General features: G+C 42.8%; 24 protein-coding genes and 1 tRNA gene. 8 read left to right on the top strand and 17 right to left on the bottom strand.

The window, feature by feature from the left end:
- Nucleotides 1-38 precede the first annotated feature (38 nt).
- The gene (gene tig / locus BO225_RS09640; protein ID WP_076342024.1) at nt 39-1,322 is read right to left on the bottom strand and encodes a trigger factor; all 1,284 of its coding nucleotides are present in this window, start codon (nt 1,320-1,322) and stop codon (nt 39-41) included.
- Complete coding sequence (locus BO225_RS09635) at nt 1,312-2,043, bottom strand: hypothetical protein (RefSeq protein ID WP_076342023.1); 732 nt, start codon at nt 2,041-2,043, stop codon at nt 1,312-1,314. Before BO225_RS09635 ends, tig begins: the two co-directional genes overlap by 11 nt.
- 191 nt (nt 2,044-2,234) lie before the next feature.
- Between BO225_RS09635 and BO225_RS09630 the strand changes: the two genes are divergently transcribed.
- Genes BO225_RS09630 through BO225_RS09620 form a run of 3 tightly spaced genes read left to right on the top strand, consistent with a single transcriptional unit; the run spans nt 2,235 to nt 4,991 of the window.
- A complete protein-coding gene (locus BO225_RS09630) occupies nt 2,235-3,299 on the top strand; it encodes a TPM domain-containing protein (RefSeq protein WP_076342022.1) in 1,065 nt (354 codons plus the stop codon).
- Nucleotides 3,300-3,339: 40 nt separating this feature from the next.
- Entirely contained in the window at nt 3,340-3,960 is a 621-nt protein-coding gene (locus tag BO225_RS09625; RefSeq protein WP_076342021.1) for a LemA family protein, read from the top strand.
- A complete protein-coding gene (locus BO225_RS09620; protein ID WP_083632177.1) occupies nt 3,960-4,991 on the top strand; it encodes a TPM domain-containing protein in 1,032 nt (343 codons plus the stop codon). Before BO225_RS09625 ends, BO225_RS09620 begins: the two co-directional genes overlap by 1 nt.
- A gap of 48 nt (nt 4,992-5,039) precedes the next feature.
- Here the strand turns inward: BO225_RS09620 and BO225_RS09615 are convergent.
- A tRNA-Arg gene (locus BO225_RS09615) sits at nt 5,040-5,116 on the bottom strand.
- Between the two features lie 94 nt (nt 5,117-5,210).
- On the opposite strand from BO225_RS09615, the gene BO225_RS09610 reads away from it, so the two are divergent.
- Nucleotides 5,211-5,972 (top strand): InlB B-repeat-containing protein, encoded by a 762-nt coding sequence (locus tag BO225_RS09610; protein WP_076342019.1) that lies wholly within the window; start codon nt 5,211-5,213, stop codon nt 5,970-5,972.
- Nucleotides 5,973-6,012: 40 nt separating this feature from the next.
- Here the strand turns inward: BO225_RS09610 and BO225_RS09605 are convergent, their stop codons facing one another.
- From BO225_RS09605 to uvrC, 3 genes are read right to left on the bottom strand one after another with little or no spacing between them, the layout of a single operon-like run.
- The gene (locus tag BO225_RS09605) at nt 6,013-6,501 is read right to left on the bottom strand and encodes a metallophosphoesterase family protein (protein WP_076342018.1); all 489 of its coding nucleotides are present in this window, start codon (nt 6,499-6,501) and stop codon (nt 6,013-6,015) included.
- A gap of 1 nt (nt 6,502) precedes the next feature.
- Nucleotides 6,503-7,546 carry a M15 family metallopeptidase gene (locus BO225_RS09600; protein WP_083632176.1) on the bottom strand — a complete coding sequence of 348 codons (1,044 nt, stop codon included), beginning with the start codon at nt 7,544-7,546 and terminating at the stop codon, nt 6,503-6,505.
- Nucleotides 7,547-7,563: 17 nt separating this feature from the next.
- On the bottom strand, nt 7,564-9,321 hold the full coding sequence (uvrC, locus tag BO225_RS09595; protein ID WP_076342017.1) for an excinuclease ABC subunit UvrC: 1,758 nt from the start codon (nt 9,319-9,321) through the stop codon (nt 7,564-7,566).
- A gap of 1,119 nt (nt 9,322-10,440) precedes the next feature.
- On the opposite strand from uvrC, the gene BO225_RS09590 reads away from it, so the two are divergent.
- On the top strand, nt 10,441-10,935 hold the full coding sequence (locus BO225_RS09590) for a hypothetical protein (protein ID WP_076342016.1): 495 nt from the start codon (nt 10,441-10,443) through the stop codon (nt 10,933-10,935).
- Between the two features lie 436 nt (nt 10,936-11,371).
- On the opposite strand, the gene BO225_RS09585 is transcribed toward BO225_RS09590, so the two are convergent.
- Nucleotides 11,372-13,678 carry an endonuclease MutS2 gene (locus BO225_RS09585; RefSeq protein WP_076342015.1) on the bottom strand — a complete coding sequence of 769 codons (2,307 nt, stop codon included), beginning with the start codon at nt 13,676-13,678 and terminating at the stop codon, nt 11,372-11,374.
- Nucleotides 13,679-13,778: 100 nt separating this feature from the next.
- Here BO225_RS09585 and rnhC point away from each other — a divergent pair, with 100 nt between their 5' ends.
- Nucleotides 13,779-14,639: a ribonuclease HIII gene (gene rnhC / locus BO225_RS09580; protein WP_076342014.1), complete on the top strand. Its 861-nt coding sequence runs from the start codon at nt 13,779-13,781 to the stop codon at nt 14,637-14,639.
- Between the two features lie 30 nt (nt 14,640-14,669).
- On the opposite strand, the gene BO225_RS09575 is transcribed toward rnhC, so the two are convergent.
- From BO225_RS09575 to BO225_RS09555, 6 genes are all read right to left on the bottom strand, one after another.
- A complete protein-coding gene (locus BO225_RS09575; protein WP_076342013.1) occupies nt 14,670-15,155 on the bottom strand; it encodes a deoxycytidylate deaminase in 486 nt (161 codons plus the stop codon).
- A complete protein-coding gene (locus BO225_RS09570) occupies nt 15,152-16,069 on the bottom strand; it encodes an RluA family pseudouridine synthase (protein WP_076342012.1) in 918 nt (305 codons plus the stop codon). Before BO225_RS09570 ends, BO225_RS09575 begins: the two co-directional genes overlap by 4 nt.
- Entirely contained in the window at nt 16,045-16,554 is a 510-nt protein-coding gene (gene lspA / locus BO225_RS09565) for a signal peptidase II (protein WP_083632175.1), read from the bottom strand. The genes BO225_RS09570 and lspA overlap by 25 nt, the downstream gene beginning before the upstream one ends.
- 9 nt (nt 16,555-16,563) lie before the next feature.
- On the bottom strand, nt 16,564-18,153 hold the full coding sequence (locus tag BO225_RS09560; RefSeq protein WP_076342011.1) for an ABC1 kinase family protein: 1,590 nt from the start codon (nt 18,151-18,153) through the stop codon (nt 16,564-16,566).
- The gene (locus tag BO225_RS12415) at nt 18,140-18,307 is read right to left on the bottom strand and encodes a hypothetical protein (protein ID WP_158023828.1); all 168 of its coding nucleotides are present in this window, start codon (nt 18,305-18,307) and stop codon (nt 18,140-18,142) included. Before BO225_RS12415 ends, BO225_RS09560 begins: the two co-directional genes overlap by 14 nt.
- Nucleotides 18,308-18,371: 64 nt before the next feature.
- Nucleotides 18,372-19,814: a leucine-rich repeat domain-containing protein gene (locus BO225_RS09555; RefSeq protein ID WP_076342010.1), complete on the bottom strand. Its 1,443-nt coding sequence runs from the start codon at nt 19,812-19,814 to the stop codon at nt 18,372-18,374.
- Between the two features lie 263 nt (nt 19,815-20,077).
- Here BO225_RS09555 and BO225_RS09550 point away from each other — a divergent pair, with 263 nt between their 5' ends.
- Both BO225_RS09550 and BO225_RS09545 read left to right on the top strand, forming a co-directional pair.
- Entirely contained in the window at nt 20,078-20,290 is a 213-nt protein-coding gene (locus BO225_RS09550) for a cold-shock protein (protein ID WP_076342009.1), read from the top strand.
- Nucleotides 20,291-20,353: 63 nt separating this feature from the next.
- Nucleotides 20,354-20,815 (top strand): HD domain-containing protein, encoded by a 462-nt coding sequence (locus tag BO225_RS09545; protein WP_076342008.1) that lies wholly within the window; start codon nt 20,354-20,356, stop codon nt 20,813-20,815.
- Here BO225_RS09545 and BO225_RS09540 read toward each other — a convergent pair.
- Genes BO225_RS09540 through sufU form a run of 4 tightly spaced genes read right to left on the bottom strand, consistent with a single transcriptional unit; the run spans nt 20,812 to nt 24,238 of the window.
- A complete protein-coding gene (locus tag BO225_RS09540) occupies nt 20,812-21,879 on the bottom strand; it encodes a hypothetical protein (protein WP_076342007.1) in 1,068 nt (355 codons plus the stop codon). The two genes, BO225_RS09545 and BO225_RS09540, sit on opposite strands and share 4 nt — an antisense overlap.
- Nucleotides 21,876-22,400 (bottom strand): 5-formyltetrahydrofolate cyclo-ligase, encoded by a 525-nt coding sequence (locus BO225_RS09535; RefSeq protein ID WP_076342006.1) that lies wholly within the window; start codon nt 22,398-22,400, stop codon nt 21,876-21,878. The genes BO225_RS09540 and BO225_RS09535 overlap by 4 nt, the downstream gene beginning before the upstream one ends.
- Nucleotides 22,393-23,793 (bottom strand): Fe-S cluster assembly protein SufB, encoded by a 1,401-nt coding sequence (sufB, locus tag BO225_RS09530; RefSeq protein ID WP_076342005.1) that lies wholly within the window; start codon nt 23,791-23,793, stop codon nt 22,393-22,395. The genes BO225_RS09535 and sufB overlap by 8 nt, the downstream gene beginning before the upstream one ends.
- Nucleotides 23,780-24,238 (bottom strand): Fe-S cluster assembly sulfur transfer protein SufU, encoded by a 459-nt coding sequence (gene sufU / locus BO225_RS09525; RefSeq protein ID WP_076342004.1) that lies wholly within the window; start codon nt 24,236-24,238, stop codon nt 23,780-23,782. The genes sufB and sufU overlap by 14 nt, the downstream gene beginning before the upstream one ends.
- Nucleotides 24,239-24,243 lie beyond the last annotated feature (5 nt).

Here is a 24,243-nt window from a genome sequence, read left to right as displayed (position 1 = left end):
CTTTATGAGCAAAAAAGACGCCTAGCGTCTTTTTGATCTTATTCAGATTGCGCTGTTTTCTTCAACAGATCCAACGCTTGTTGTTGTTTCAGATCGTATTCAATGTTTTCTGGAACGATGATCGCCTTGATCTGTTCCACTGGCATTTGATACATATCTGACATTAATTTGTATTCTTCATCGATTTTTTCTTTCGGAATTTCGATGTGTTCATTATTGGCGATCGCTTCGAGCACCAATGTTGTTTTTACTCGTTTAGCCGCCTCTTCTTTCATTTGGTCTTTGATATCTTGCTCGCTTTGGTGAGTCGCTTCCAAGAATTGTTTCGCTGTAAAGCCTGAGCTTTGCATTCGTTGCTCGAATTGCTGATACATTTTATTGACTTCTTGGTCGATCATTACTTGTGGGATCTCAACGGAAGATTGTTCGACCACAGCGGCAAGTACTTCGTTTGTGAACTTTTCATCCGCTTCTTTTGTCTTATGCTCTTCTAAAGCGTTACGAGCTTGTTCTTTGTATTGCTCAACCGTTTCAACGCCATCACGTTTGAGATTCTTAACGAGCTCGTCATTGATTTCTGGAAGCTCCTTGTATTTGATATCATGGGCTTTGACTTTAAAGATCACGGCTTGTCCAGCTAGATCTGGAGCTTGATAGTCTACCGGGAATGTCACTTCGATATCCTTTTCTTCGCCGCTCTTGATCCCTACAAGCTGATCTTCGAATCCAGGGATGAACGTGTTCGAACCGAGTACTAATGGATAATCGTTTCCAGCTCCGCCTTCAAATGGGATCCCATCTTTTTCACCGACAAAATCGATCGTCACTTGATCGCCGATCTGCGCAGGCTCTCCTTCTTCACGAAGTACCCAGTCTGCGTAGCGGTCTTGTAAGTGCTTGACTTCGGCATCCACTTCCTCTTCGCTTACGCTCACTTCTGGTTTTTCGATCCGAATCGAAGTGTAGTCGCCTAACGTAACTTCCGGTGAAACTGTGCATGTGAAATCAAGAACCGCTTCGTCATCGCCTAATTTGCTGACCGTCAAGATTGGACGAGAGACTAGATCCAAGTCAAACTCTTTGATTCCTGCCTGCAAGGCATCGTTTGCGATCTCATCGATAGCTGCTTCTTGGATATGCTGAGAACCGATCGTTTTTTTAGCGACCGCATCAGGAATTTGGCCTTTTCTGAAGCCTTTGAGCGTAAGACCGGATTTCAATTTATTGAATGCCTTTTTTTGTGCTTTTTGCCATTCCTCTGCATCTACTGTAACACTCAACACGCCTGTTGAGTTCTTATCGATTGTCCAATTACTTTTCATAAGATTCTCCTCGCTTTTCAATAAATAAAGTAGTATTTTCGACTTTTTCAAGTCCATTTTTTTCGTAAAACTGTGCTAACGCATCCTCTTGAGACATTGCTTCGTAAACAAGTCGCACAATATTTTTCGCCAATACGAGCGGGTCTAGATCGCTCATATCGTAAGGCAGCATTTCATAACGTTCTTGTTCGAGCAAACGGATGCAAAATGCAAGCATCGAAGGATCATTGTTCGAGAACCACGCCTCAAATAAAGAGCGCACGCTTTGCATCGTGGGGTCGTCTTGAGAGGAAACGATCAAAGATGGAACGAAGGTGATCTCCAATCCCTCTTTCTCGATACGATAAGGAGTGTCGATTTTTTGTTCCATGAGAGCTTCGATCAATTCTCCTTTGAACTCATCCAAAAGAGAAGAATCAAGCAGTTTCTGAACTTCCGCTTCGTGCATCCTTAAATTCGTGGTTTTTAAGAGATTGACCGCCTTTTCCTTTTGAAGCTCATTACCTTCGCATAACTGACTTAATTCGATCGAGCTAGAAACAATCGGTTCATCCGTGTTTTCAAGGCATTCTTGTTCGATCTTTTCAAGCGAATGCATCGCATCCAAAGGGACATAAGGAAGTTCTAGCTCTTCTTTTGCTAGATTGAACACTTCTTGATATTTTCCTTCCTGGATCATCTGTTCAAGCTCCTTCAAGAGCGATCGATAATATGGGTTCACTCTTACCTCCTTGCGACTTTTAGCATTATAGCATAGCGATTGCTAACTAGCAATTCGTTCTACTCTTATTACTATACCATAGCTTCCCTTATTGTTAGAGAAAATTGAGTGGTTTTTTCCACGAATTTTAGAGTTTCTATATCGTTGAACCGCCTAGGAAATGCTATAATTGCACTGGAAAGGAAAAAATTATGCTCAAAAAAAGCTTAAGATTTCTCTTTCTTATTCTGATCTTTCCTGTATTATTAACCATACCAGCGTATGCGCGCAACGAGCTCGCTTTACCGATTCATGATTATGTCAACGATTACGCGGATGTGATGGATCCTTCTTCCGTTGAAGAACTCGACAGGATCGGTCGCGCGTTTTATGAGAAAACAGGGGTGCAAGCCGTGATCGTCACGACCGATTCGCTTAATGGTAAAGATGCGATGCAAGTAGCGACGGATACAGCCAATGAGGCGCAGATCGGGAGCAAAGATAAAGACAATGGTGTCTTGATCTTAGTCAGCATCGATGACAAACAGCGTTTTATGGCTGTAGGAAGCGGATTGGAAGGCGATCTTACGGATATCGACTGCGAGCATCTGCAGCAAGAATATCTCGTCCCCGCCTTTCGTCAAGGCAACTATCAACAAGGTCTTGTCGATCTATACAAGGCGACGCTCCAGCATATCGCCAACGATTATGGCGTCGATCTTTCTAGCGAAGGGATCGAAGCGCCTGAAAACAGGACTCCAGAAAGACAAAGCGATTCGTTTTCGCTCTCGAGCTTGATTCCTATCGTTTTCGTGCTTTTGATCGGAATCGTTTTCTTAACAAGAGGCTCTTCGAAAAAAGGGTCGGCTTTGACGCTTTATGTTGGTCAAAAGTATCGTTTAACGACCCCAGGCTATGATTTTGATTCTGGATCGATCATCGTGAGCAGCTCCGACCCAAATGTCGCATCGATTCGTCCAGATGGAATCATCCACGCCCTCTCCAAAGGCTATACGATCATCACATTGCAAAAGCTGGATGGAGAAAGCACCAAGATCCAGGTACAAGTCATCTATCGCTCTCATTCAGGCGGAAGAAGAGAGGACGACGCGCTCGACGCCTTTATTTTAGGCAATATACTTGGCCGAGCCTCTAGACGTTCTAATCGCTATGGGGGATTTGGCGGATTCGGTTCTGGTGGCGGATTCGGTTCTGGTGGCGGATTCAGCGGCGGAGGCGGAGGCTTTCGAGGTGGAGGCTCTGGCGGAAGCTGGTAAAAAACAAGACAGAAAAAAAAGAATTTGAAAAGGAGAATTTATGACTCGTAAAAAATTTCCAGGTTGGGCGATCGCTCTGATCGCTGTTCTCGTGATCGTTCTCATCGGCGGTGTGGCTGTCATTGGCCCATACAATACGATGGTCGGTTATGATGAACAAGTTAGTACAGCCCAAGCGAACATTCAAACCCAACTGCAGTCACGGCTTGACAAGATCAATGAATTGATGCCTGCCGTACAAGGTTCCATGAACCAAGAAGATGATATTTATAAAGATATCGCCGCTCTTAGAAGCAATACCCCAGGAATCAATATGGATGCCGATGGCAAATTGACGATCGATAAAAACGCATCGATCAAAGAACTAGAAAACGCCGACGCAGCCAGTTCCCAGATGATCCGGGATATCAATATCGCGCAAGAAGCGTATCCTGAACTCAAATCAAGCGATTTGATGAAGGATTTCATGACTAGTGTCGAAGGAATCGAAAACCGCATTTCGTACGCTCGCGACAACTACAACGAAGATGTGCAAGCCTACAATGTCTACATTCGATCTTTCCCACACAATATTGCCGCTTCGCTTTTTGGCTTTAGTCCAAAAGAAAAATTCGAGGCGTCTTCGGCGGCTCAAAACGCGCCAGTCGTGAAATTTGACTAATGGCTGCGATATTTAAAAAATGTCTATGGAGTTCAATGTGCATTGGACTCCTTCTTTCTATCTTTTCTTGTTCGATCTATGCTCAAAGCGAGGCGATCCCAATCCACAATTATGTCAACGATTATGCAGGGATCCTATCGAGCGAAAAAGAGGACGAGCTCAATCAAGCAGGCAAAGAGTTCGAAGAGAAAACAGGCTCTCAAATCGTAATCATCACCACCGATTCTTTAGATGGAAAAGATCCAATGAAAGTCGCGGCCGATTCAGGCAATGAAGCAGGTATTGGGAATAAAGATCTAGACAACGGGGTCGTGATCCTTGTCTCGATGGAAGACAAGCAGCGGTTTGTCGCGACGGGAAGCGGAATTCAAGGAACGCTTAGCGATATCGTCACCGAGCATTTGCAGGAAAAGTATCTTGTTCCCGCCTTTCAAGATGGCGATTATGAAAAAGGCTTAAGCGATTTGTATTACGGGATCATGGACGCGATCCAATACGGAGTCGATCAAGGAGAACTAGAAGCGTATCAAAAAGAAAAAGAGCAAGAAATCTGGTGGATCCTTGGGATCGTGCTTTTCATCTTCGTGTTCGTATTCGGTATTCTTGGCTTTGTTTTTTATACAGTCTTCAAGAAGCGGATCGTTCTAGAAGTCGGCGATATGTTTCAGCTCAAACATGCCGGATGGGATTTCGAAGATCCGAATGTCGTATGCATTAGTTCCGATCCTGAGATCGCTTCCGTGAGCAAGACAGGTTTGATCAAAGCAAAGGCGCTTGGCCAAGTCAAGATCACCTGTATCAATCACGATCGAACGAACCGGTACATATATGTAAGTGTGAAAAAACAAGCGAAAACTCAAGATGAAAATGAAAAATATATGGAACAGCTCTTCAAAACTGCTATGATCATCAATTCGAACACAGGCTCAAGCGGTTCCGATTTTGATTCTGGTGGCGGTTTTTCTAGCGGATCCGGATTCTCTGGAGGAGGCGGAAGCTTCAATGGTGGTGGATCTGGCGGCAGCTGGTAAATAAAAAATCTCTCATCGTTTGATGAGAGATTTTATTTCAAAAAAAAATGGCGTCCACGGAGGGATTCGAACCCCCGACCGTGCGCTTAGAAGGCGCATGCTCTATCCAACTGAGCTACGTAGACAACACATTCATTATAACAAATATCGGATAGATTTCAAGACAGAAAATTTCTTAAAAAAAGCGGTATAATAAAACGATAAAAGGTGAATAAAACGATGAACAACATTACGAGAAAAGGCTATCGATTTGTCGGCTGGTATATCGATCCTGAATTCACGAAACGAATCAATCCTGGCGGGGTGCTTCCTCATACCGTGACTCTCTATGATCGATGGGTCCCTGAAGTCTATTCGATCACATACGATTGCAACGGAGGAATCAATTCAAGACGCAACCCTCGTCGTGTGACTGTCGAATCTGGTTTGATCAAGCTTTTCCCCGCTTACAAAAAGAATCGACAGTTCGTCGGCTGGTCCTATCAGGGCGATCTCATTGAATTCTTGCCTGTTCAGATCACAGAACCGATCACTTTAAAGGCGGAGTTCAAAGAATTGACCACAATCGCTTTCGATACGGATGGCGGCGGCAAGATCCAGCCAAAATCCACCAATGAGTTTGGTTTCTTAGAGCCATTTCGCGATCCTAGGCGATTAGGTTATCGTTTTAAAGGTTGGTATTTGGATCCAAAACGGATCATTCCATTTCATTTCGATCTTCCGCTTAAGGAAAATATCACTTTATATGCGAAATGGGAAATCGAACGTTTTCATATCCAGTATCATCTAGATGGCGGGATCGCCTCTAGAAAAAACCCAAAAACGTATACATACTTTGACGAGACGCACATGCTGCTTCCTGCCCGCAAAAAAGGCTATCGCTTTGTAGGATGGTTCGATCCTCGAGGAAATCCATTGTCCGAGATTCGGGAGCGCTCTTTAGGCGACAAAGAGATCTTTGCCAAATTCGAGAAATTATAAAACAAAATGTCGAGGGATACTCCCTCGACATTTTAGCTTTCTACCATTCGCTTTCAAATCGCAATTCGGCTTCCACTTGCATTCCTTCCAAATACAAGATCGCATAGCTCGGCTCTTTTCCATCCCGGCTAGACCAAAGCGAGCCTGGATTAACTAGAAGGACATCGTGCATTCGTTTGATCATTGAACAATGCGTGTGGCCAAAACATACAATATCGCATCCATAGCTGCGGGCGATCCTTACAAGCTGCTCTTCCCGATTCACAAACGAGACCCGATGGGAATGCGCGACATAAATCCTATGCTCGCCAACTTTGATCGTCCTCTCCATAGGCATCGTATCTCCCGGGAAGAAATCATTGTTGCCCCGGACAAACAGCCATCGATTAAAGTCGAGTGGATTGTCTTCAAGATCGCCGCAATGAATGAATAGATCGGCATCGGGATTGTCCTTTACGATTTGATCCAATAAGCCTGACAATCCATGCGAATCTGAAACAACGACTACTTTATACCGCTTTTTATCCATTTTAATTTTCCTCACTAAACTTCATCGTCTCCATGACTTGCCCTTCCTCAAACATGATCTTGGCATTTTCCTTGCCTACATACCGCAACAAAAAAGGTTGATACCAATGCCCCGTAAGCTCTTCTTTGCCTTCTGGATAGCGGATGATGAATCCATAACGCCAGGCATTGCTTTTGAGCCAGTTGAGCTGATCGATCTCGTTGTCGTCTAGTTGTTCTTGGGCTTTGGCGTAGTCATTATCCAAAAACAGCTTTTGTTCGATCATCGTCGCGTTCCACTTGATCGAAGGTTCCAATCGGATCGAATATCCTAGCTGCATTTCATTTTCACCGGCTGAATAAATGAATCGGTCAATGTAGTCTCCAAGCTGCGAGGAATATGTATAATATGCCTCCAAAACTTGTTCATAGCTCGTATACCCTTCGATCACCTTTAAATGATCTTCTTGATTTTTTAGCTTTTCATAGTCCGAACACATCGCTTCTAGGTTTTTCTGCATCGTTTGCTTGATTGAAACTCCCTCTTGTTCTACAAGTTCCGATGGCACATATCGATAGACCGATCGATCTTGATCAAGAACGAGATATGGATAGGAAGGATCTGCGACCAGCTGGATATTTTCGTGAAGCACTTGCTCATTTTCATAAAAAGAAGTCAGATCCGTGTAGGAATAGTGTTTGAGCAATGTCTTCAATGTATCCAAATTGAAATGGCTTCGATACTTGTTGACAAAGTTGATGATGAACGCATTAGGGGCGTCTTGGATCTTTTTTGCTTGCGCATAATACAATGTATTATAGATTGAAAATTCAGGTTCATCAATGAAATCAAGAAATTGATTCGGTTTGATCTGCTGCGTAATAATATAATCCACACCTTTTTGATCGAGATGCTCTAAGATCGTTTTCCGATTCTCTTCGGTAGCATAAGGATAACGGGCCAAAGGATCGTAAGTTTCATGGATCTTTTGAAGACATGTCAAAGCGATCACGGCGCAAAAGACGATCAATAAGATCCGGATCATCAATACTTTTTTATCTTGCATAAAAAAATTATATCCATCTACTCCGCGGGATTCAAGGAAGCATGGACTCTCTTGGCGATCTCTTTTGGAACGACTTGCTCGAGTTCCTCGATACTCGCGCTTTTGAGCCGCTTCATACTTTTAAACGTTTTGAGCAGCTCTTTTTTACGCGCAGGACCGATACCAGGGATCTCATCTAAGATCGATTTTGTCATCGACTTGTCCCGAAGCTTGCGATGGTATTCGATCGCGAACCGATGCACTTCATCCTGCATCCTTGTCAACAAGAAAAATAAGGGATCCTCTTTCGAAAGAGGCACCTCTTCAAGATTTTCTAGCATGAGCGCTCTTGTGCTGTGCTTCTCGTCTTTGACCAGACCGACGATTGGAAAAGGAAGATGTAGGGAATCACGGATCTCTTGAGCGGCATGGATCTGCCCTTTCCCTCCATCGACCACTAACAAATCGGGCATTGGCTTTTTCTCTTTGAGCAAACGGAAATACCGGCGATAGACGACTTCCTTCATACTGTCGGTGTCTGACCGATACTCATCGAGCTGATAATGACGATATTGGGATTTGTTCGGCTTTCCATCTTCAAATACAACGAGTCCAGAAACGTTGAAAGCGCCTTGAATGTGCGAGTTGTCAAAGATCTCGATCGTATGGATCGGGGTTTTTAAGATCCGAGAAAGATGCTGCATCGCCATAGCGAGCTCTTGATCTTTTTTATAGATGAGCTGGAATTTTTGATCATGCGCCTCTTTGGCGTTTTTGATCACGAGATCGACGAGCTTTTTCTTTTCTCCGCGTTCTGGGATCCTCACTTTTACATCCAGCGCTTCTTCTAACGCTTCGACATTCGTTTCTTTAGGAACCAAGATCTCTTTTGGCTTCGTATTCGTTTGATAATATTGAACGATAAAGGAAGTGAACGCGTCTTGGACCTCTTCATAGATCGGGGTGATCGAAAGTGTTCTTTCAAGCAGCTTTCCATCCCGGATAAAAAAACCATAAAAGCTGACATATCCTTTATCTTCATAGTAACCGAAAACATCGCGGGAAAGCGTATCTGAAAAATCGATCGACTGCTTCTCTTTGATATGCAATATATTCTGGATCTGATCGCGCAGCTCTTTAGCTTTTTCGAATTGCAGATCCTCGGCCGCCTTTTCCATCCGTCTTTGCAGTTTTTGGATCACATCATCCATATCGCCTTTCAAAAACTTGATCACTTGCGCTCTGATCGCTTCATTTTCTTTGGGGTCGATCGTCTTGACACAAGGAGCCAAGCATTGATGCAGATGATAATACAGGCACACTTGTTTTTTTAAGGTGGAACATTTCCGGATCGGAAAGATCTGATTGACGAGCTTGACCATTTCATAGGCGCTTGTCGCGTTTGGATACGGTCCAAAATATCGTGATTTTTTATGATTCGGTTTTCTTGAGATCCTCACGAGAAAATCGTTGTCGCCTGTCACTTCGATATAAGGATACATCTTGTCGTCCATAAACATGATGTTGAAGGGAGGGCGATGTTTTTTGATCAAGTTGATTTCAAGAAGAAGCGCTTCTTTTTCGCTTCCGGTCACGATATATTCGAAATCGCGTATCTTTGAGACGAGCTTTGTCGTCTTATTGTTGTGGACGCCAGAAAAATAAGAGCGGACCCGATTTTTGAGCACCTTCGCCTTCCCCACATATAAAATCTTTCCTTTTTCATCTTTCATGATATAGCAACCAGGCGATTCTGGAAGCAACGCGAGCTTATCTTGAATATGTTTTGAAGCCATAGATGTCTACTAGTATATTGAATTTGCTCAACAAAGATGGCTTTCAATATACCTTTTCCTTTCTAACTAAGCCTTTGTTTTCTGCTTAGGTTTATTCTAGAATCGAAATTGTAAATATGTTCTCCTTATATCTTTGATACATTGTTCATCATTGGATGTTTACTATAATTGCGATTATTTTGATGTCGGATAATTCAAATCCTATTTCTTGATATATTGCTGAAAATCATCTTTTAATATTTTAATAAAGACGCAGAGCACTTTTAAGCCTTTACAGAAACTTATTTATTAAAAAAGAACATATGTTACCTTTAATTCGCAAAAAAAGGAAAAAAATCATATGCCCCATAACAATATTATCAAAAAAGGTCAAAGAATCAAATCCGTTGTACTTACATGAACCAATATAGATGAAAAACAGCAGACAATTCCGGATACTGCTCGTTTCAATTATTCTCGAACACATCATTATCTCAATGTAAAATAATTTAACCAGTAGACACCATCCTTTCAAAGATCAAGGGAAGCGATGGTCATAAATCCAATAAATAATTCAATCGTTATGGAATCGTCATGTATACAGCAGAAATAATGGATAAAGATAAAAAACGCAATGGAAACAAATATACCCTAGCTTTCCGCTTATAAAGGACAAAGACTCTTTTTCAAGCGTGCTTCATCAGAATTATCGTATTTTTAATCACCTTTCAATTTCTAGTTCCGAAATTTTCCTGAATCAAACTTTCTCTAGCTTTTGTCCGCGTGCCTTGCCCTGTTCTCCCTCTTTCGGTTCTCCACTATACTACAATTCCAATACTCTTTAATAATATTTTTATCTATCTTTGTTTTTGAACCTTTGTTTAAAATCCAATATAAAGCAATAAATGCTAAAAGCTGCTAAAATATAACAATATAAATAATAATCAGAATTTAACCATGTTGGATGACTCTTATCAAGGTAGCTTATTAATATTTGGATACACATCGCACTTACTAATAAAAATGAACTAGAAAAAAGCAACATTATATTGACCTCCATTTTCTTAAGTTATATAACCCAATCAACAGAAAGCTTTCTTATGATAATGATATTATATAATATTCTAAGGAGAAAGGATTATGAAATTTAAAAATTTTGCTTTAGGTTTTTCTTTGATATCGTGTATATTTTCTGGCGTAATTTCACCTATATCAATCACAGCTAAGGAAAATGATGATTCCACCGAAGTTGCTCCTCATGGATCTACCCGCGTGGAAAATACACTAATATCGACAGCATATCCAAATAATGTTTTTATTGGTTATTCATCTATGATTGGAACTTGGCAAAAAGCCTCTAGTTATACTGTAAGCGCTAGTTATACGCAAACCGCTTCTGGTTCCTATAATTATGACGGAATCACTATTGGAGTAAGTGTTTCGAACACTTCCGGAGCATCTTATATTCTTCCGGCTGATTCTTCAAGATATAGTAGATTAGGGATTTGGGCAGATTTGACGGTCCGAAAATATAAAGCCACTCAAATTGACAACAATACTGGCCAAGTTCTTAGCACATGGTATTTTGGAACTGCCCAACAAAGAAACACATACGTAAATGTAATTTATCAATAGTATTTACAGTATTATAACAACAAAATAGGTTAGATTGTTTAATAGAACGCTTTTAGAAAACCACCCGACTTTCGAAATCAAGACCTCGAAATGGTATTGCTATCAGCTGTTGGTTGAACACTATTGCTTTTGATTCATTTTAGAAAGTACTGCATGTAAAAAACACTGAAATAACTATTTATAATTTTCAAATCTAAAAAAACTTGATTTTGGTTACACAAAATCAAGTTTTTTTCATTCCACACTTCTCTTATCTGAAGCAGTTAGAAAAAAATGTAGAGCTGATCGATTGTAAAGGATCACTTCAAAAAGGGTTGACGGAGTTAATTCATTGACTTTTAATTACCCACACTCTTTTAATGATTTCCACAGATTATTTGATGCGATCTAAATAGTGAAGGAATTAAAACAAACACAAAACCTACTTATATTCCTCTTATTTAAAATTGACGATTGTTGCCCCAAGGCCTCCTTCTTGCGGGCCTCCTGCTTGAAAGCTTTTGACGGTGCTGCGCTTTTTTAGATCGTTCCAGATCGCCGCTCTTAGCTTTCCAGTGCCCATTCCATGAATGATACGAACACTGATCGCTTTATGGACGATCGCCTGATCTAAATAATGATCGAGCGCCTGCAAACCTTCTTCCACCCGCATTCCGATCAAATTGAGTTCAAGAGGGAAACGAGTCGAGACTTTATCGACGCGAGCTTTCGTAGGCACTGGTTTGGGTCTAGGCCTTTCGATCTTGGAGAGCGTATTCAGTTTGACATTCATCTTCATGCCGTTACTCAATACTGTCGCCTGCTTCTTTCGGATTTCGATGATCTCGCCATGGGAATTTAAAGAAGAAATATGAACATAATCTCCTACTTTGAAGTCCTCTTTTGCTTGTTTTTCTTCTTTTTGAACTGGAGCCAATTGATTGATCTGATGCAAGGAGTCGATTTGCTCATGGACTTTCGCGTTGGACTGCATCGATTTAATGATGGAGCGCGCTTCTTCTCTTTTTTCTTCAAGCATCTCCTCGATACGCTGCTCATACTCCGCTTGCAGCTGTTCGTATTTTCGTTCCCATTTTTGACGCTCGGCTTCCGCTTTCTTTTGAAGATCGTGTGCGTCTTTGATCAATTGATCGAATCGTTCTTTCTCTTGCATCACTTTCTTTTGTTCGATCTCTAAACGCTCGAGCGCCTTATCCGACTCCTTCATTTGACTTTCCTTGAATTCGATCGCGCGATCGATGATCTTCTCATCAAGTGATAAGTCTTTAGCGATCGAAAACGCGAACGAACCTCCAGAAATACCGGGCAAATATCGATAGGTCGGTTTGAGCGTCTCTAGATCAAATTCCACACTGGATACTAACGTATGTGGATTGGAAGTCCCGAACGCCTTGACTTGCTCATAGTGGGTGGAGGTGATGATCGTCGCTTTTTTGGCGATCAAATACTCTAAGATCGCCGAAGCGAGGCTCGCTCCTTCGTTTGGATCGGTCCCATTTCCGATTTCATCCAGCAACAAGAATGTTTTATCTTTCGCGTGCTCACAGATCGTGGCAATCTTGCTCATATGGGAAGAAAAAGTCGATAGATTTTGTTCGATCGATTGATGATCTCCGATATCGAACCACATCGATTCGAACCAAGGAAAGAGAGCTTCATGAGCCAAGACAGGAAAACCAGCATGCGAAAGAGCGACAAATAAGCCGATCGTCTTTAGCGTCACTGTTTTTCCTCCCATGTTCGGGCCTGAGACCATCAAACAATATTGTTCAGGTTTTAGGGCATAATCATTCGCAACCACTTTTTTCTCATCGATGAGCGGATGACGCGCATTATTGATCTGCAGTCTAGAATCTCGTTGCTGGAATACAGGAACACACCCATCATATCGATACGCCCATTTGGAACGGGCAAGAAGCGAGTCGATCTTAGTGATCGTTTCAAGATCTGATTCAAGAGCGATCGCTTTCGCCTTCACTTGTCTGCTCAAGGTTTTGCGGATCGCTTTCTTTTCTTCTTCGATCTGCAGTTCCAGAGATTGAAGGGTATTGTTGATCTTGACAAAGCTGGATGGTTCCACATAATAAGCAAGTCCCGATTGGCTCGCGCTATGGATCAGACCGCCAAACGTGTTTTTTTCGCTTGCTTTGGCCAAAACGCAAAAGCGGCCTTGGATCGTCGTGATCGTCGTATCCATCAATTGATTGACGTGCTTGCGAGCGAATTCTTTCGTGCTGCGAGTCGCTTCAGCGCGTGTGTTCCGCTGCTGTTGAATAAGCCGTTCTAAAGCTGGTGTCGCGTTTTCTTTGACGTCTCCGCTCAGATCGATTTTGGCGTCGATCTCTTTTCTAAGGGCGATACATGGATCCATCGTATCGCAAAGATCAAAGAAGAGCGGCTCTTCTTCATGGAACGAGTTGATCGCATTGTAGACTCCCGAAAGAAACATCGAGACTTGCATGAGTTCGCCCGCAAGAAGGATGATTCCTTTTTTTGCAGATTCAATCAAAGGCTGAATGTCGCTGATCCCACCTAACGAGCAGTCTTTTCCTTTGCGGATAAACTCGATCCCTTCTTGGATATAAGCGAGATCTTCTTTAGCTTTGGCGAGCTCAGAATAAGGAAGCGCTTGTTCTATGTGTTGTTTTGAAGCCGAAAACGACGCGAATCGAGAAACTTGTAAAAGCACTTGATGATAGTCGATGGCTTTATTCAGTTCATTTCGAAATTGAGAAGGATCCATTGGACCTTATACCTCCTTTTAAACGATTGTTTCACACTTATTTTAGCATATTCGGCAAGCGAATCTATTTTACGACCTGTAAGCGTGCTACAATCAATCTATGCCTACAATCACAAAAACGATGTCGCTTGAGGACATCGACTCTCTAAAACAAAGGATCGCCCCCTACGTCGTTGCATGGAAACAACCTAACTATACGCTTTTTCAAGCAAAGCTCGAATCGATGAGCATCACCGCCTACGCTTCAGGCAAAGTCGTTTACCAAGGAAAGGACCTTTCTTTTTTGGAGCCAGAGCCAGAAAAGAAAACAGAGGCGATCTTTCCTCAAGCAGGAAGCGATGAAGTGGGAACGGGCGACTATTTTGGTCCAGTCGTCGTAGCAGCTTGCATCGTCGATCAAAAAGCGGCCGAAAAGCTCATGACGTTGCAGATCACCGATTCAAAAAAAATGAAAGACGCCTTCATACTGCAAGTCGAAGAAACGATCAAAGAGCTTTGTCCGCATTCGATCTTGATCGTCAACAACGCGAAATACAACGCGATGTCTTCGCGATACAATATGGTCGCGATGAAATGCATCTTACACAATCAAGCGTATTGGAATCTTGAACAAAAAGGAAATCCGCTCCCTTCTTTAAGTGTTGTCGATCAATTCGTCCAAGAAAAATCGTATTACCGCTATTTGCAAGGCCAAGATCACGTCGTGAAGGATCTTCATTTTGAAACGAAAGCGGAATCGAAATATTTAGCAGTCGCGGCTGCAAGCGTGTTGGCTCGAGCGACCTTTTTAAAGTACATGGATAAGATGTCGGAAAAATACGATTTTCTCTTTCCGAAGGGCGCTGGCGCGAAAGTCGATCAAAGCGGTGTTCAGTTTGTAGAACGCTATGGATGGGATCCTCTGTATGATGTTGCCAAATTGCATTTCAAGAATACAGAAAAGATCAAACATATGCTTTAAAAAAGCCTTTTTTCGCAAAAGGCTTTTTTCTCATTCTTCGATTTCTTCCACGCAGACTTTCAAACAATAAGGCAGCTGGATCAAAACGACTCCCGCGTCGAGAAACATGCGCTTGCTTGCCATATTTTCAGGAGAGCCATCATACTTGTCATCTTCATAGACTACCGTTTTGATTCCGGATTGAATGATCGCTTTCGCGCACTCGTTGCATGGAAATAACGATACGTACATCGTGCATCCCGCTAAGTTTTGAATACTATTGAGGATCGCGTTGAGTTCGGCATGAACGACATACGGATACTTCGTTTCTAGAAAATCGCCTTCCCTCTCCCAAGAATACTTCGTGTCGCTGCACCCCATCGGGAATCCATTGTACCCTAAGCCAACGACTCTTTTTTGAGGATTGACGATACATGCGCCCACTCGCGTGTTTGGATCTTTGCTTCGCATCGCGCTTAGATGAGCCATACTCATAAAGTATTGATCCCATGTCAATACATCTTCCTTGGCCCTCATTCGATCTCTCCTGTTTCCATTTTATGGAGCACGTCTTGAAAAATCTGAGGCGGCTCTTTTTCAAAGCGCATTCTCTTGCCTGTCGTTGGGTGCGTGAATTCAAGCGCATAGGCGTGAAGAAGCTGTCCATCAGTCGGAAGCGTTTTACGATACCCATATTTTGGATCGCCGACGATCGGATGTTCGATATATTCCATATGGACACGGATCTGGTGGGTCCTTCCCGTCTCGAGCTTGCATAAAATATAGGCGTAGTTTTTAAAGTTTTCCAACACCTCAAAATGCGTGATCGCGTTTTTAGAGTTGTTGGCTGTGACCGCCATTTTTTGGCGGTTCTTCTCATCTCTTCCGATCGGTGCGTCGACTGTGCCAAATGTATGACTGAATGGACGATGGACGATCGCCTTATATTCTCGTTTGCACTCTTTCTCTGAAAGTTGCTTAGAGATTTGTGTATGTGCGTTGTCGTTTTTGCAGACGATCAATAACCCACTTGTATCTTTATCGATCCGGTGCACGATCCCTGGACGCATCACTCCATTGATCCCGCTTAAATCTTTGATGTGATACATCAAGGCGTTGACTAGCGTTCCTGAATAATGGCCTGGCGAAGGATGAACGACCATTCCTCTTGGCTTGTTTACGACCAATACATCCTCATCTTCATACACGATATCGAGAGGAATGTTTTCCGGCTTGATCTCGACTTCTTCTAAAGGCGGCATGAGAAGTTCGATCTCATCGCCCGTCTGTACTTTATACGAGGGTTTGGTGCCGATCCCATTGACAAGGACCGCTTCTTCATCGATCAGCTCTTTGGCTCGATTTCTAGAAATGTCAAAGAGTAGACAGAGCGCTTTATCGAGGCGTTGATTGGCGCCCTTCTCTTCTACGACTTGATATTGTTTTTCCATTGTTTTTCCTTTCTGTATTCATCCCACAACAAATAAACGACTAAAAGGATAAAGCCGACACTAATACAAATGTCCGCGATATTGAAGACGGGAAAATCCCAGCCAAAAAGATTGAAGCTGAAAAAATCCACCACATAACCTAGTCTCATGCGGTCGATCAAATTGCCGATCGCTCCTGCGAAAATAAGCGTTAAGCTCAGCTGCACCATCCGATCGTTCGTATGATAGAAATAGTAAACTATGGCGCATAGAGCGATCAGAGTCAGGATCAAGAAAAACCAAGGTCCAAATCCTTCAAATAAACTGAAGCCAGCTCCCGTATTCTGGACATAAAACAGCTTGAAAAATCTAGGCATGATCGGGATCGATTCATACAGCTTCATGTGGGTTTGGATTGCCCATTTGCTCCATTGGTCAAGTCCGACAAGGATCAAGATAAGCAAGCTTGAAGCCATTGTCGCTTTTATATGTTCTTTCAAATTCATGCTCCTTTGCTAAAACGGTTTGTTTTTTTGATGCAGAAAAAGCATCTTCACAAACAACCACAAACTCATGCCAAAAGCGATCATAAAGCCAAGAAAACCAATCAATGGGATCCCTAGCACTTTTGGCTTCATATTGGTCGTACATATTATACTGCTTCCCATCAATAAAGCGGCGATCAAGACACAAACAACGATGCGATTGATCATTCGATCTAAATTCGCGATCGGCGCTTCGCTGCCCAATAAATTTAGATTCACCTTGATCTGCCCTTTTTGGACCGCTTTCAAGACCGCGTCGAGCGTGATGGGCAGATCGAGCGACTTGTTGGCCGCGTCCAATACTTTGAGGGTCGTTTTCTTGAGCTGCTTGGCCCAATCGATATCTAGAAGATCGTTTCGATACATCGAGACGATTTCCATGATATTCGTCATCGGATCGAGCGCTTTTATCGTTCCTTCAAAGGTGACGAGCGATCGTGCGAGCATCGAGATCCCTTTTGGCAACATGATCGAATATCGATGACAGATCGCGAACATATCTTGGATCATCTTTGGTAAATTGATATCCACTAACGACTGATTGACGTATTGATTCATGAACCGATCAATCTCGACAGTAAATTTAGAATAGTCGATTTCCTTTTGACAAACGCCTAATGTCAAGATCGTCTCGACTAGCAAGTTCGTATCCCGATTGGCCAGAGCTTCGATCCCTTGGCGCATCAGATCTCTATCACGTATCGAGAGCTCTCCCATCATCCCAAAATCGATCCACACGATCTGTCCTTGGTCGACCCTTAAATTTCCTGAATGAGGATCGGCATGAAAAAAGCCGACCTCGATGATCTGGTTCACATAGTTATAGGCGAGTTTGCGGGCGATCTCTTTTCGATCATAGTCTTGCTGATCAAGAGCGAGCGAATCATCGATTTCTTCTCCTCCAATATACTCCATCGCCAAAACGAGATTCGAGGTATACGTCTCATAGATCGAGGGGGCATTGATATAAGCCGTATCTTTGTAGATTTCTTTGAAGCGCTTGGCGTTGTTGGCTTCATGATGAAAATTCATTTCTTGTTTGGCTGTGCTCCAAAATTCATCAAGCACCATATTTAGATCGACGACCGAAGAGAGCGTTTCCGATACATTGAGGACTTTGATCGCCTTGCGGATCAGGTTTACGTCGCTTTCCATTTCTTTATAGATACCTGGGCGCTGGATCTTTAAGACGACTGGATTACCATCTCTTAAAACCGCTTTGTGGACTTGCGCGATCGAGGCGGAACCAAGAGGGACTTCATCGATGCTCTCGAAAATTTCCAAAGGTGGTTTGTGATAGTTTTCCCGTAAGATCTCGAGGATCGTTTCATAAGGAAGAGGCGCGACATTGCTTCTAAGTTTTGTCAATTCTTCGCAATAACGCTGGGAGAACATATCTTGGCGTGTCGACATGATTTGGCCGATCTTGACAAAGGTGGGTCCTAGATCTTCTAAAATATGCCTGAATTTGACGGGATCCATTCCTTTTTCGATATGATATTTATGCAGGATCTTGACGATCTCCACAAAACGATGGAAGCTGGATTCATTGGTTTTCATTCTCTTCCTCCTTTCTATGGAGCGGCGTGTTCATGACATCTTCTTTTTGGAAGAGGATCTCGATCAGGCTGGCTGCGTAGTGGATCGTCGCGTTGGCGACCTGGATCTCTTTGTCGATCATTTTTTCGATTCCCTTTTTTGCTTGTTTTAACATACGGCTATTTTAGCATACTCTTCTTCGTTTTCATCTTCAAAAGAAAAATCCCGGAAGCCCGGGATCAATCTGTGAACTTATCATAAAATTCCATGCTTTCCAATACGGAAGTATCCGCGATCGGATTGTCATCTAGACGGAGCGCTTCAAGCAATCGAAGGTCTTTAAGTGGCGAAACATCCGTGATGTAGTTGGCTTTCAGCGTCAATGAGCGCAAGAATTTCAAATGTTTGAGCGGAGTCAGATCGATGATCGCATTGTGATCCAAACGCAGATACGATACATATTCAAGGTGCTCTAGCGGTTTGAGATCAGAAATCACGTTATTGTAGAGATCGATCATGCACAAATTATCCAGTCCGGCTAATGGCTCGATATTGTGGACATCGTTGTTTTCTAGGGATAGGATCGCGAGCTGCTTCATATCCTTCAAGCACTCGATATCACGGATCTGGTTGCGTCCAACATTCAATTCGACGATATTTTTATCCTCTCTCAATACGTCGATGCTCGTGATGCGATTCGTAAAGAGATCGAGGCTTTCCAGCTTGTGCGCATGTTTCAAGAAATCGACATTGGTAAGCTGGCAGAATTCGGCCTTCAAACTTTCTAGATTCTCGACATTGCGGAATCGATCGACATTTTTCAGATCGTTTTTCGATACGTTCAGAACACATAAGCTTTTCATGTGATTGAGAAGCTCCATATCATGAAAGCCGGTCTGTTCCATCGAAAGCTCCTCCAAAAGCGGAAGATTTTTCAAAAAATCAAAGTTGTTCGGCTCGTTATAGTTCATATTGAGCTTTTTCAGCGATGGGAATTCTTCCAAGATCGTATAATCTTTCAAGTATGGGTTGTTGCTTACATCCAGCTCTTTTAAATGCGTCATGGAAAGGAGCGGTGAAAGATCGCTCATTAAATTAGTCGAAAGATTCAAGCTTTCTAGTGTCGAGATGTAGGTCAGATCGTCGATATAAAATCGGCGCATTCCCGACATATCCAGTTTCTTCAAATGTTTGAGCGTGCCTAAGATGGAATAGTTGAAGGGTCCATTTTCGGTATTGATCCTTAGTTCTTCGAGTTTTTTACAATGGATGATGTGCTCTAAAGAGTCGATCTTCGCTTTCTTCAGATCAAGCACTTCGAGATGGATCATGCCAGCGATGCTCGAAATGTCCATCGTATACAAATTATTTCGGGATATATTGAGTTTTTTCAGTTGACGATAGCCATGCAGCGCTTGGATATCGCGAAGCTGATTGCTCGAAACATCCAGAGTCAAGACGTTTCTTAGATCTCTGATCGGTTCAAGCGATTGTAAGTTGTTGCCACTAGCGTCTAAAAATTCCAGGTTTTCCGCATATTGGAGTCCTTCTAGCGATTTGATCTCCATATCGGGCACTTCGAGATGGATGAGTCCTTGCAGCGATTCTGGGGTAAGCTCATCCTCTTTGATTTTTAGGTTTCGTGCAACTGCCTCTCTTAAGGCTTCATCTTTGATAAACATAGGTTTGTCCTCCTGCACTCTTTAGATTTATTATACTTGAATGATGTTTTAGAACCAATCAGAATGTTCGACTCCCGCAAAAAAAATGTGGTATACTTTTGAAAATGAATGCGCTTTACATTTAACGACTTCTTTGTTGACACTTTGTTATAGGTTTCGTATAATTTCTATAGGGAAAGCCTTATCGTGATTTTGTACTTCATCGGATTGTTGACGGTTGATGCGGGAAAATAATCGATAAGATCGAACCAGGGGGTTAAACAATGAACACAGGAAAAGTAAAATGGTTCAACGCTGAGAAAGGGTATGGGTTCATTACCGGCGAAGACGGAAAAGATGTTTTCGTTCACTACTCTTCCATCAACTGCGATGGGTTCAAGACATTAGAAGAAGGACAGACTGTCACATATGATGTTATTGAAAGCAATCGCGGTCAGCAAGCCAGCAAAGTGACTGTAGTCAACACGATTGCTTAATGTAAGTCACGATCGAGGCAGCGCATGATTTAAATTCATGCGCTTTTTTTTGGGAGGTTTTCTATGGAACGCTATCAACGCATCAAAGATCATGTTTATGGAAAATTCAACGCGATCTATAATGAGATTTTAAGAGCCAACGCGATGACGCACACCAACGCGGTCGACAACTGTATCACGTTGCTCGCCATTTCCCGTAATTTAAATCTAGAACTTTGCAAGATCTGTGCTCTTTTCCATGACTTTTCTCAATATACGCAAAATTGTCCCCACAGCGAGCATGCCCGCATGTCGGCGATCTATGCCCATAATTTTTTGAGCGAAACGAATTTATTCAAGATCAGCGAAATCGACGAGATCTGCTACGCTATCTCGCAGCATTCGAAAAAAGGTCAATACGATTCTCCTTTATGCGAAGCGCTCAAAGACGCGGATGTGTTGGCTCATTTTTTAGAAGATCCGACCAAGCAATTTGAAGGCATAAAAAGAGAGCGCCTGCTGAACGCATGCGCTGATCTTTCTTAATTCATCGTTTCTTGAAATGTTTGAAAATGAAGTTCGACTTTCGGGTCGAGCTTTTTTTTGATCTGTTCGAACGCTTTTTCAAAACCTTCTAGATCGAAGATGATCCAATCGATATACGAAAAGCTTTTCCCCATCGCGCCGCCGATCACCTTTCCTAAGTTGAGCTTCGACATCGTTTCGTCAAGCTGCTTCGAGAGCTCTTGCCGAAACAAAGCGTTATCCTTTCCTTGAAAAGGATTCACATAATAAATATATCCATAATCGCCATCTTTCGCTTTAAGATCTAGAAGAACATCGTTTTTTTCTCCTAGCGTTTCCTCGACTAAAAGTGGATGGGTGGTGAAGATGATCTTCATATCTTTACGCAAGGCGTCATGGGCAAAATCTTGATTCGGTTCATAGATCGAATAAATATCTAATGGAGAAGCGTATTCTTTCCAGTGATCCTTTTCAACGATGTCTTGGATCTTCGTGTAGAAGTCGACAAGGGAACAAAAATTTGGATTGTCCGCTTCGGGCTGGGTCAATGGTTCGACTAGCGAGATATAAGCTTCATAATACGTTTGTCCGATCGCGAGCTCTAAAAGATACATGCTCATCTCTTTGGTGTATTCGTCGTTTTCGATCAAGGAATATCCAGGACAATACACTTTGGTCTGGATCGTTTGGCTGCTTGAATCCACTGTATAGAAGACATAAAAATCCACGAGAGAATACACTTGGTCTTTGATCTGGACGGAGGCCTCGATCGCTTTTTGTGAAAGCGGCTGCAAAGAGGCGTTGATGCGCCATAGCGCTTTCACGTTATCGGGCGCCATTTTTTTTAGACGCTGGGCTAAATACTGGCTCGTTTTATTTGGACCTGGATCAAAGGTCATTTCAAAATCTTCGCTGACATCTTCTACAAAAAAACTGCATCCGCTGATCGCGTTGACTTCTTCGTTCAGTCCTTGAACGATCTCGTTGATCAAATCATAGTTTTTGGTTTTTAGCGCGTTCTGCAAGTCGCTTTGTTCATCCTCAAAGCGTTCCCAGAATTCGCGAATATTTGTAACAACACTCATAATTCTCTCCTCTTTTTTTTGGCAAGGATCCTCTTGTCGGTAATGATATAATCTAGCGCCACATCCCACGGCTGGATCATGAATTCGCCTTCCTGCTCCTCAAAAGCGAGTCCGATATGGAGAGCCTCGCTCGTTTTTAAATAGCGATCATAATATCCTTTCCCATATCCTAAACGATTCGTATTGGAAAAAGCCACAAGCGGCACGAGGATCACATCGATTTGGCTTGGATCGCTCAAAGGATTGATGGGAGGTTCCATGACTTTGAATTGACCTCTTTCCAGTTTTGTTTGGAGATCAACTTTTTCAAAGCGCATTTGAATGGAACGAGGATCTGTTTTTGGTAAATATTGGATCCGATCGTCTAAAAAGCGTGTCACGTCGACCTCGCCTAAGATGGGCATATAGCCTGCGACGATCTTTCCTTCTAAAAAAGGCAATAGTTTTTCAACGATTGCCCTTTCTTTGGATTCACGATCTTCGATGTGTTTTCGCTTTTCGATCCAGTCTCTTCTATCCAATGGAATCACTCATATCCAATTTGAGGAGCTGGTTGAGTTCGACTGCGTATTCCATCGGAAGCTCTCTTGTGAATGGTTCCAAAAAGCCCATAACGATCATTTCGGTGGCTTTTGAACGAGACAATCCTCGAGACATCAAATAGAAGAGCTGTTCTTCGGAAATATTCGATACCGTGGCTTCATGTTCGATCTGGCTCGTTTTGTTGTAGGCTTTATTGAGCGGGATCGTATCGGAGCGGGATTTCTCATCTAAGATCAGCGTATCGCACTCGACTTTCGATTTTGAATATTCGGCATTCTTGCTTTGAACGACCCAGCCCCGGTAATTCACTTCCCCTCCATCTCGAGCAACCGATTTCGAGACGATCGTCGAATAGGTATGCGGAGCAAGATGGATCATCTTAGCGCCCGCGTCTTGTTTTTGGCCCTTGGAAGCCACAGCGATCGAAATACATGTGCCTCTTGCGTATTCGCCAGCAAGAAGACATGCTGGATATTTCATATTGATTCCGCTGCCGATGTTTCCATCGATCCATTCCATATGACCAAACGCGTCCACTTTGGCACGTTTAGTGACGAGATTGATAATGTTGTCTGACCAGTTTTGCACAGTTGAATACCGGCATCTCGCGTTTTTATGAACGAAGATCTCTACGACGGCCGCGTGCAAGGAATCTTTGGAATACGTTGGCGCGGTACAGCCTTCAACATAGTGGACATCCGCGCCTTCATCGACGATGATCAATGTCCGCTCGAATTGTCCCATCTGCATCGAGTTGATTCTAAAATACGATTGCAGAGGTTTTTCGAGCTTGACACCTTTTGGTACGTAGATGAATGAGCCACCAGACCATACGGCTGTATTGAGGGCCGCGTATTTATTGTCGTTATAAGGAACGAGTTTCCCAAAGTACTTTTTGACGAGATCTGGATGTTCGCGCAGCGCAGAATCTGTGTCTAAGAAGATCACGCCTTTTTCTTCGACTTCTTCGAGCATGTTATGGTAGACGACTTCCGATTCGTATTGGGTAGAGACTCCAGCTAAAAATTTTTGTTCCGCTTCCGGGATGCCGAGTTTCTCGAATGTGTCACGGATCGTTTCTGGGACCTCGTCCCACGTTTTTTCTTGTTTCTCGCTTGGTTTGATGTAATACGTATAATCGTCGAAATCGATCTCGCTAAGATCAGGTCCCCAGTTTGGATTCGGTTTTTCTTCAAAGGCGTGATATGCTTTCAAGCGCAGATCCAGCATCCATTCCGGCTCTTTTTTGATCCGCGAGATCTCGCGGACGGTTTCTTCATTCAAGCCTTTTCCTGTTTTAAACACGGAAACGTCTTTATCGTGGAATCCGTATTTATATTCGGTCGAGGGGAGTTCTTTATTGTTGTCCATCTTCTTCCCCCTTCTTTGTATCGTTGAGGATCTCTTGGATCCCATTCCATCCAATGGTTGCGCATTTGATCCGATTGGCTTGCTTGCCAACGTTTTGGAACGCGATCGCTTCATCGAGAAGCTCTTCGTCGTAAGCTTCTTCGTCTACCATCGCCATATAATTGTCGATGATCTCTTGAGCTTCTAGGATTGTCTTTCCTTTTAAAAGCTCGCCCATAATGTCGGTAGAAGCTGTCGAAATTGCGCAAGCAACACCATCGAAGCGAACATCTTCAATCTTTCCGTCTTTAACTTTCGCTTGGACGGTGATATCGTCGATGCATGAATCGCTGGCCATATGTTTGGATTTATATGAATCGTCGTTTTCGACGAGTGTTTTATTTCTTGGATATTGATAATGGTCCATGATGATGTCCCGAAGGATCGTTCCATCGATATTCGCCATATCTA

The sequence above is a fragment of the Dubosiella newyorkensis genome (genome assembly GCF_001945605.1).
GTDB lineage: Bacteria > Bacillota_I > Bacilli_A > Erysipelotrichales > Erysipelotrichaceae > Dubosiella > Dubosiella newyorkensis.
The sequence above is the reverse complement of the archived record's forward strand: the minus strand, read 5'-3'. Positions and strand labels throughout refer to the sequence as shown.

What these genes read in the sequence shown, in the direction of transcription:
- BO225_RS09560 (WP_076342011.1), bottom strand. Translation starts at nt 18,153, where the DNA reads ATGAAAACCAATGAATCCAGCTTCCATCGTTTTGTGGAGATCGTCAAG.
- BO225_RS12415 (WP_158023828.1), bottom strand. Translation starts at nt 18,307, where the DNA reads ATGTTAAAACAAGCAAAAAAGGGAATCGAAAAAATGATCGACAAAGAG.
- tig (WP_076342024.1), bottom strand. Translation starts at nt 1,322, where the DNA reads ATGAAAAGTAATTGGACAATCGATAAGAACTCAACAGGCGTGTTGAGT.
- BO225_RS09620 (WP_083632177.1), top strand. Translation starts at nt 3,960, where the DNA reads ATGGCTGCGATATTTAAAAAATGTCTATGGAGTTCAATGTGCATTGGA.
- BO225_RS09600 (WP_083632176.1), bottom strand. Translation starts at nt 7,546, where the DNA reads ATGCAAGATAAAAAAGTATTGATGATCCGGATCTTATTGATCGTCTTT.
- BO225_RS09590 (WP_076342016.1), top strand. Translation starts at nt 10,441, where the DNA reads ATGAAATTTAAAAATTTTGCTTTAGGTTTTTCTTTGATATCGTGTATA.
- BO225_RS09570 (WP_076342012.1), bottom strand. Translation starts at nt 16,069, where the DNA reads ATGGAAAAACAATATCAAGTCGTAGAAGAGAAGGGCGCCAATCAACGC.
- lspA (WP_083632175.1), bottom strand. Translation starts at nt 16,554, where the DNA reads ATGAATTTGAAAGAACATATAAAAGCGACAATGGCTTCAAGCTTGCTT.
- BO225_RS09610 (WP_076342019.1), top strand. Translation starts at nt 5,211, where the DNA reads ATGAACAACATTACGAGAAAAGGCTATCGATTTGTCGGCTGGTATATC.
- BO225_RS09575 (WP_076342013.1), bottom strand. Translation starts at nt 15,155, where the DNA reads ATGAGGGCCAAGGAAGATGTATTGACATGGGATCAATACTTTATGAGT.
- BO225_RS09630 (WP_076342022.1), top strand. Translation starts at nt 2,235, where the DNA reads ATGCTCAAAAAAAGCTTAAGATTTCTCTTTCTTATTCTGATCTTTCCT.
- BO225_RS09625 (WP_076342021.1), top strand. Translation starts at nt 3,340, where the DNA reads ATGACTCGTAAAAAATTTCCAGGTTGGGCGATCGCTCTGATCGCTGTT.
- BO225_RS09540 (WP_076342007.1), bottom strand. Translation starts at nt 21,879, where the DNA reads ATGAGTGTTGTTACAAATATTCGCGAATTCTGGGAACGCTTTGAGGAT.
- sufU (WP_076342004.1), bottom strand. Translation starts at nt 24,238, where the DNA reads ATGGCGAATATCGATGGAACGATCCTTCGGGACATCATCATGGACCAT.
- sufB (WP_076342005.1), bottom strand. Translation starts at nt 23,793, where the DNA reads ATGGACAACAATAAAGAACTCCCCTCGACCGAATATAAATACGGATTC.
- rnhC (WP_076342014.1), top strand. Translation starts at nt 13,779, where the DNA reads ATGCCTACAATCACAAAAACGATGTCGCTTGAGGACATCGACTCTCTA.
- BO225_RS09545 (WP_076342008.1), top strand. Translation starts at nt 20,354, where the DNA reads ATGGAACGCTATCAACGCATCAAAGATCATGTTTATGGAAAATTCAAC.
- BO225_RS09605 (WP_076342018.1), bottom strand. Translation starts at nt 6,501, where the DNA reads ATGGATAAAAAGCGGTATAAAGTAGTCGTTGTTTCAGATTCGCATGGA.
- BO225_RS09555 (WP_076342010.1), bottom strand. Translation starts at nt 19,814, where the DNA reads ATGTTTATCAAAGATGAAGCCTTAAGAGAGGCAGTTGCACGAAACCTA.
- BO225_RS09550 (WP_076342009.1), top strand. Translation starts at nt 20,078, where the DNA reads ATGAACACAGGAAAAGTAAAATGGTTCAACGCTGAGAAAGGGTATGGG.
- BO225_RS09585 (WP_076342015.1), bottom strand. Translation starts at nt 13,678, where the DNA reads ATGGATCCTTCTCAATTTCGAAATGAACTGAATAAAGCCATCGACTAT.
- uvrC (WP_076342017.1), bottom strand. Translation starts at nt 9,321, where the DNA reads ATGGCTTCAAAACATATTCAAGATAAGCTCGCGTTGCTTCCAGAATCG.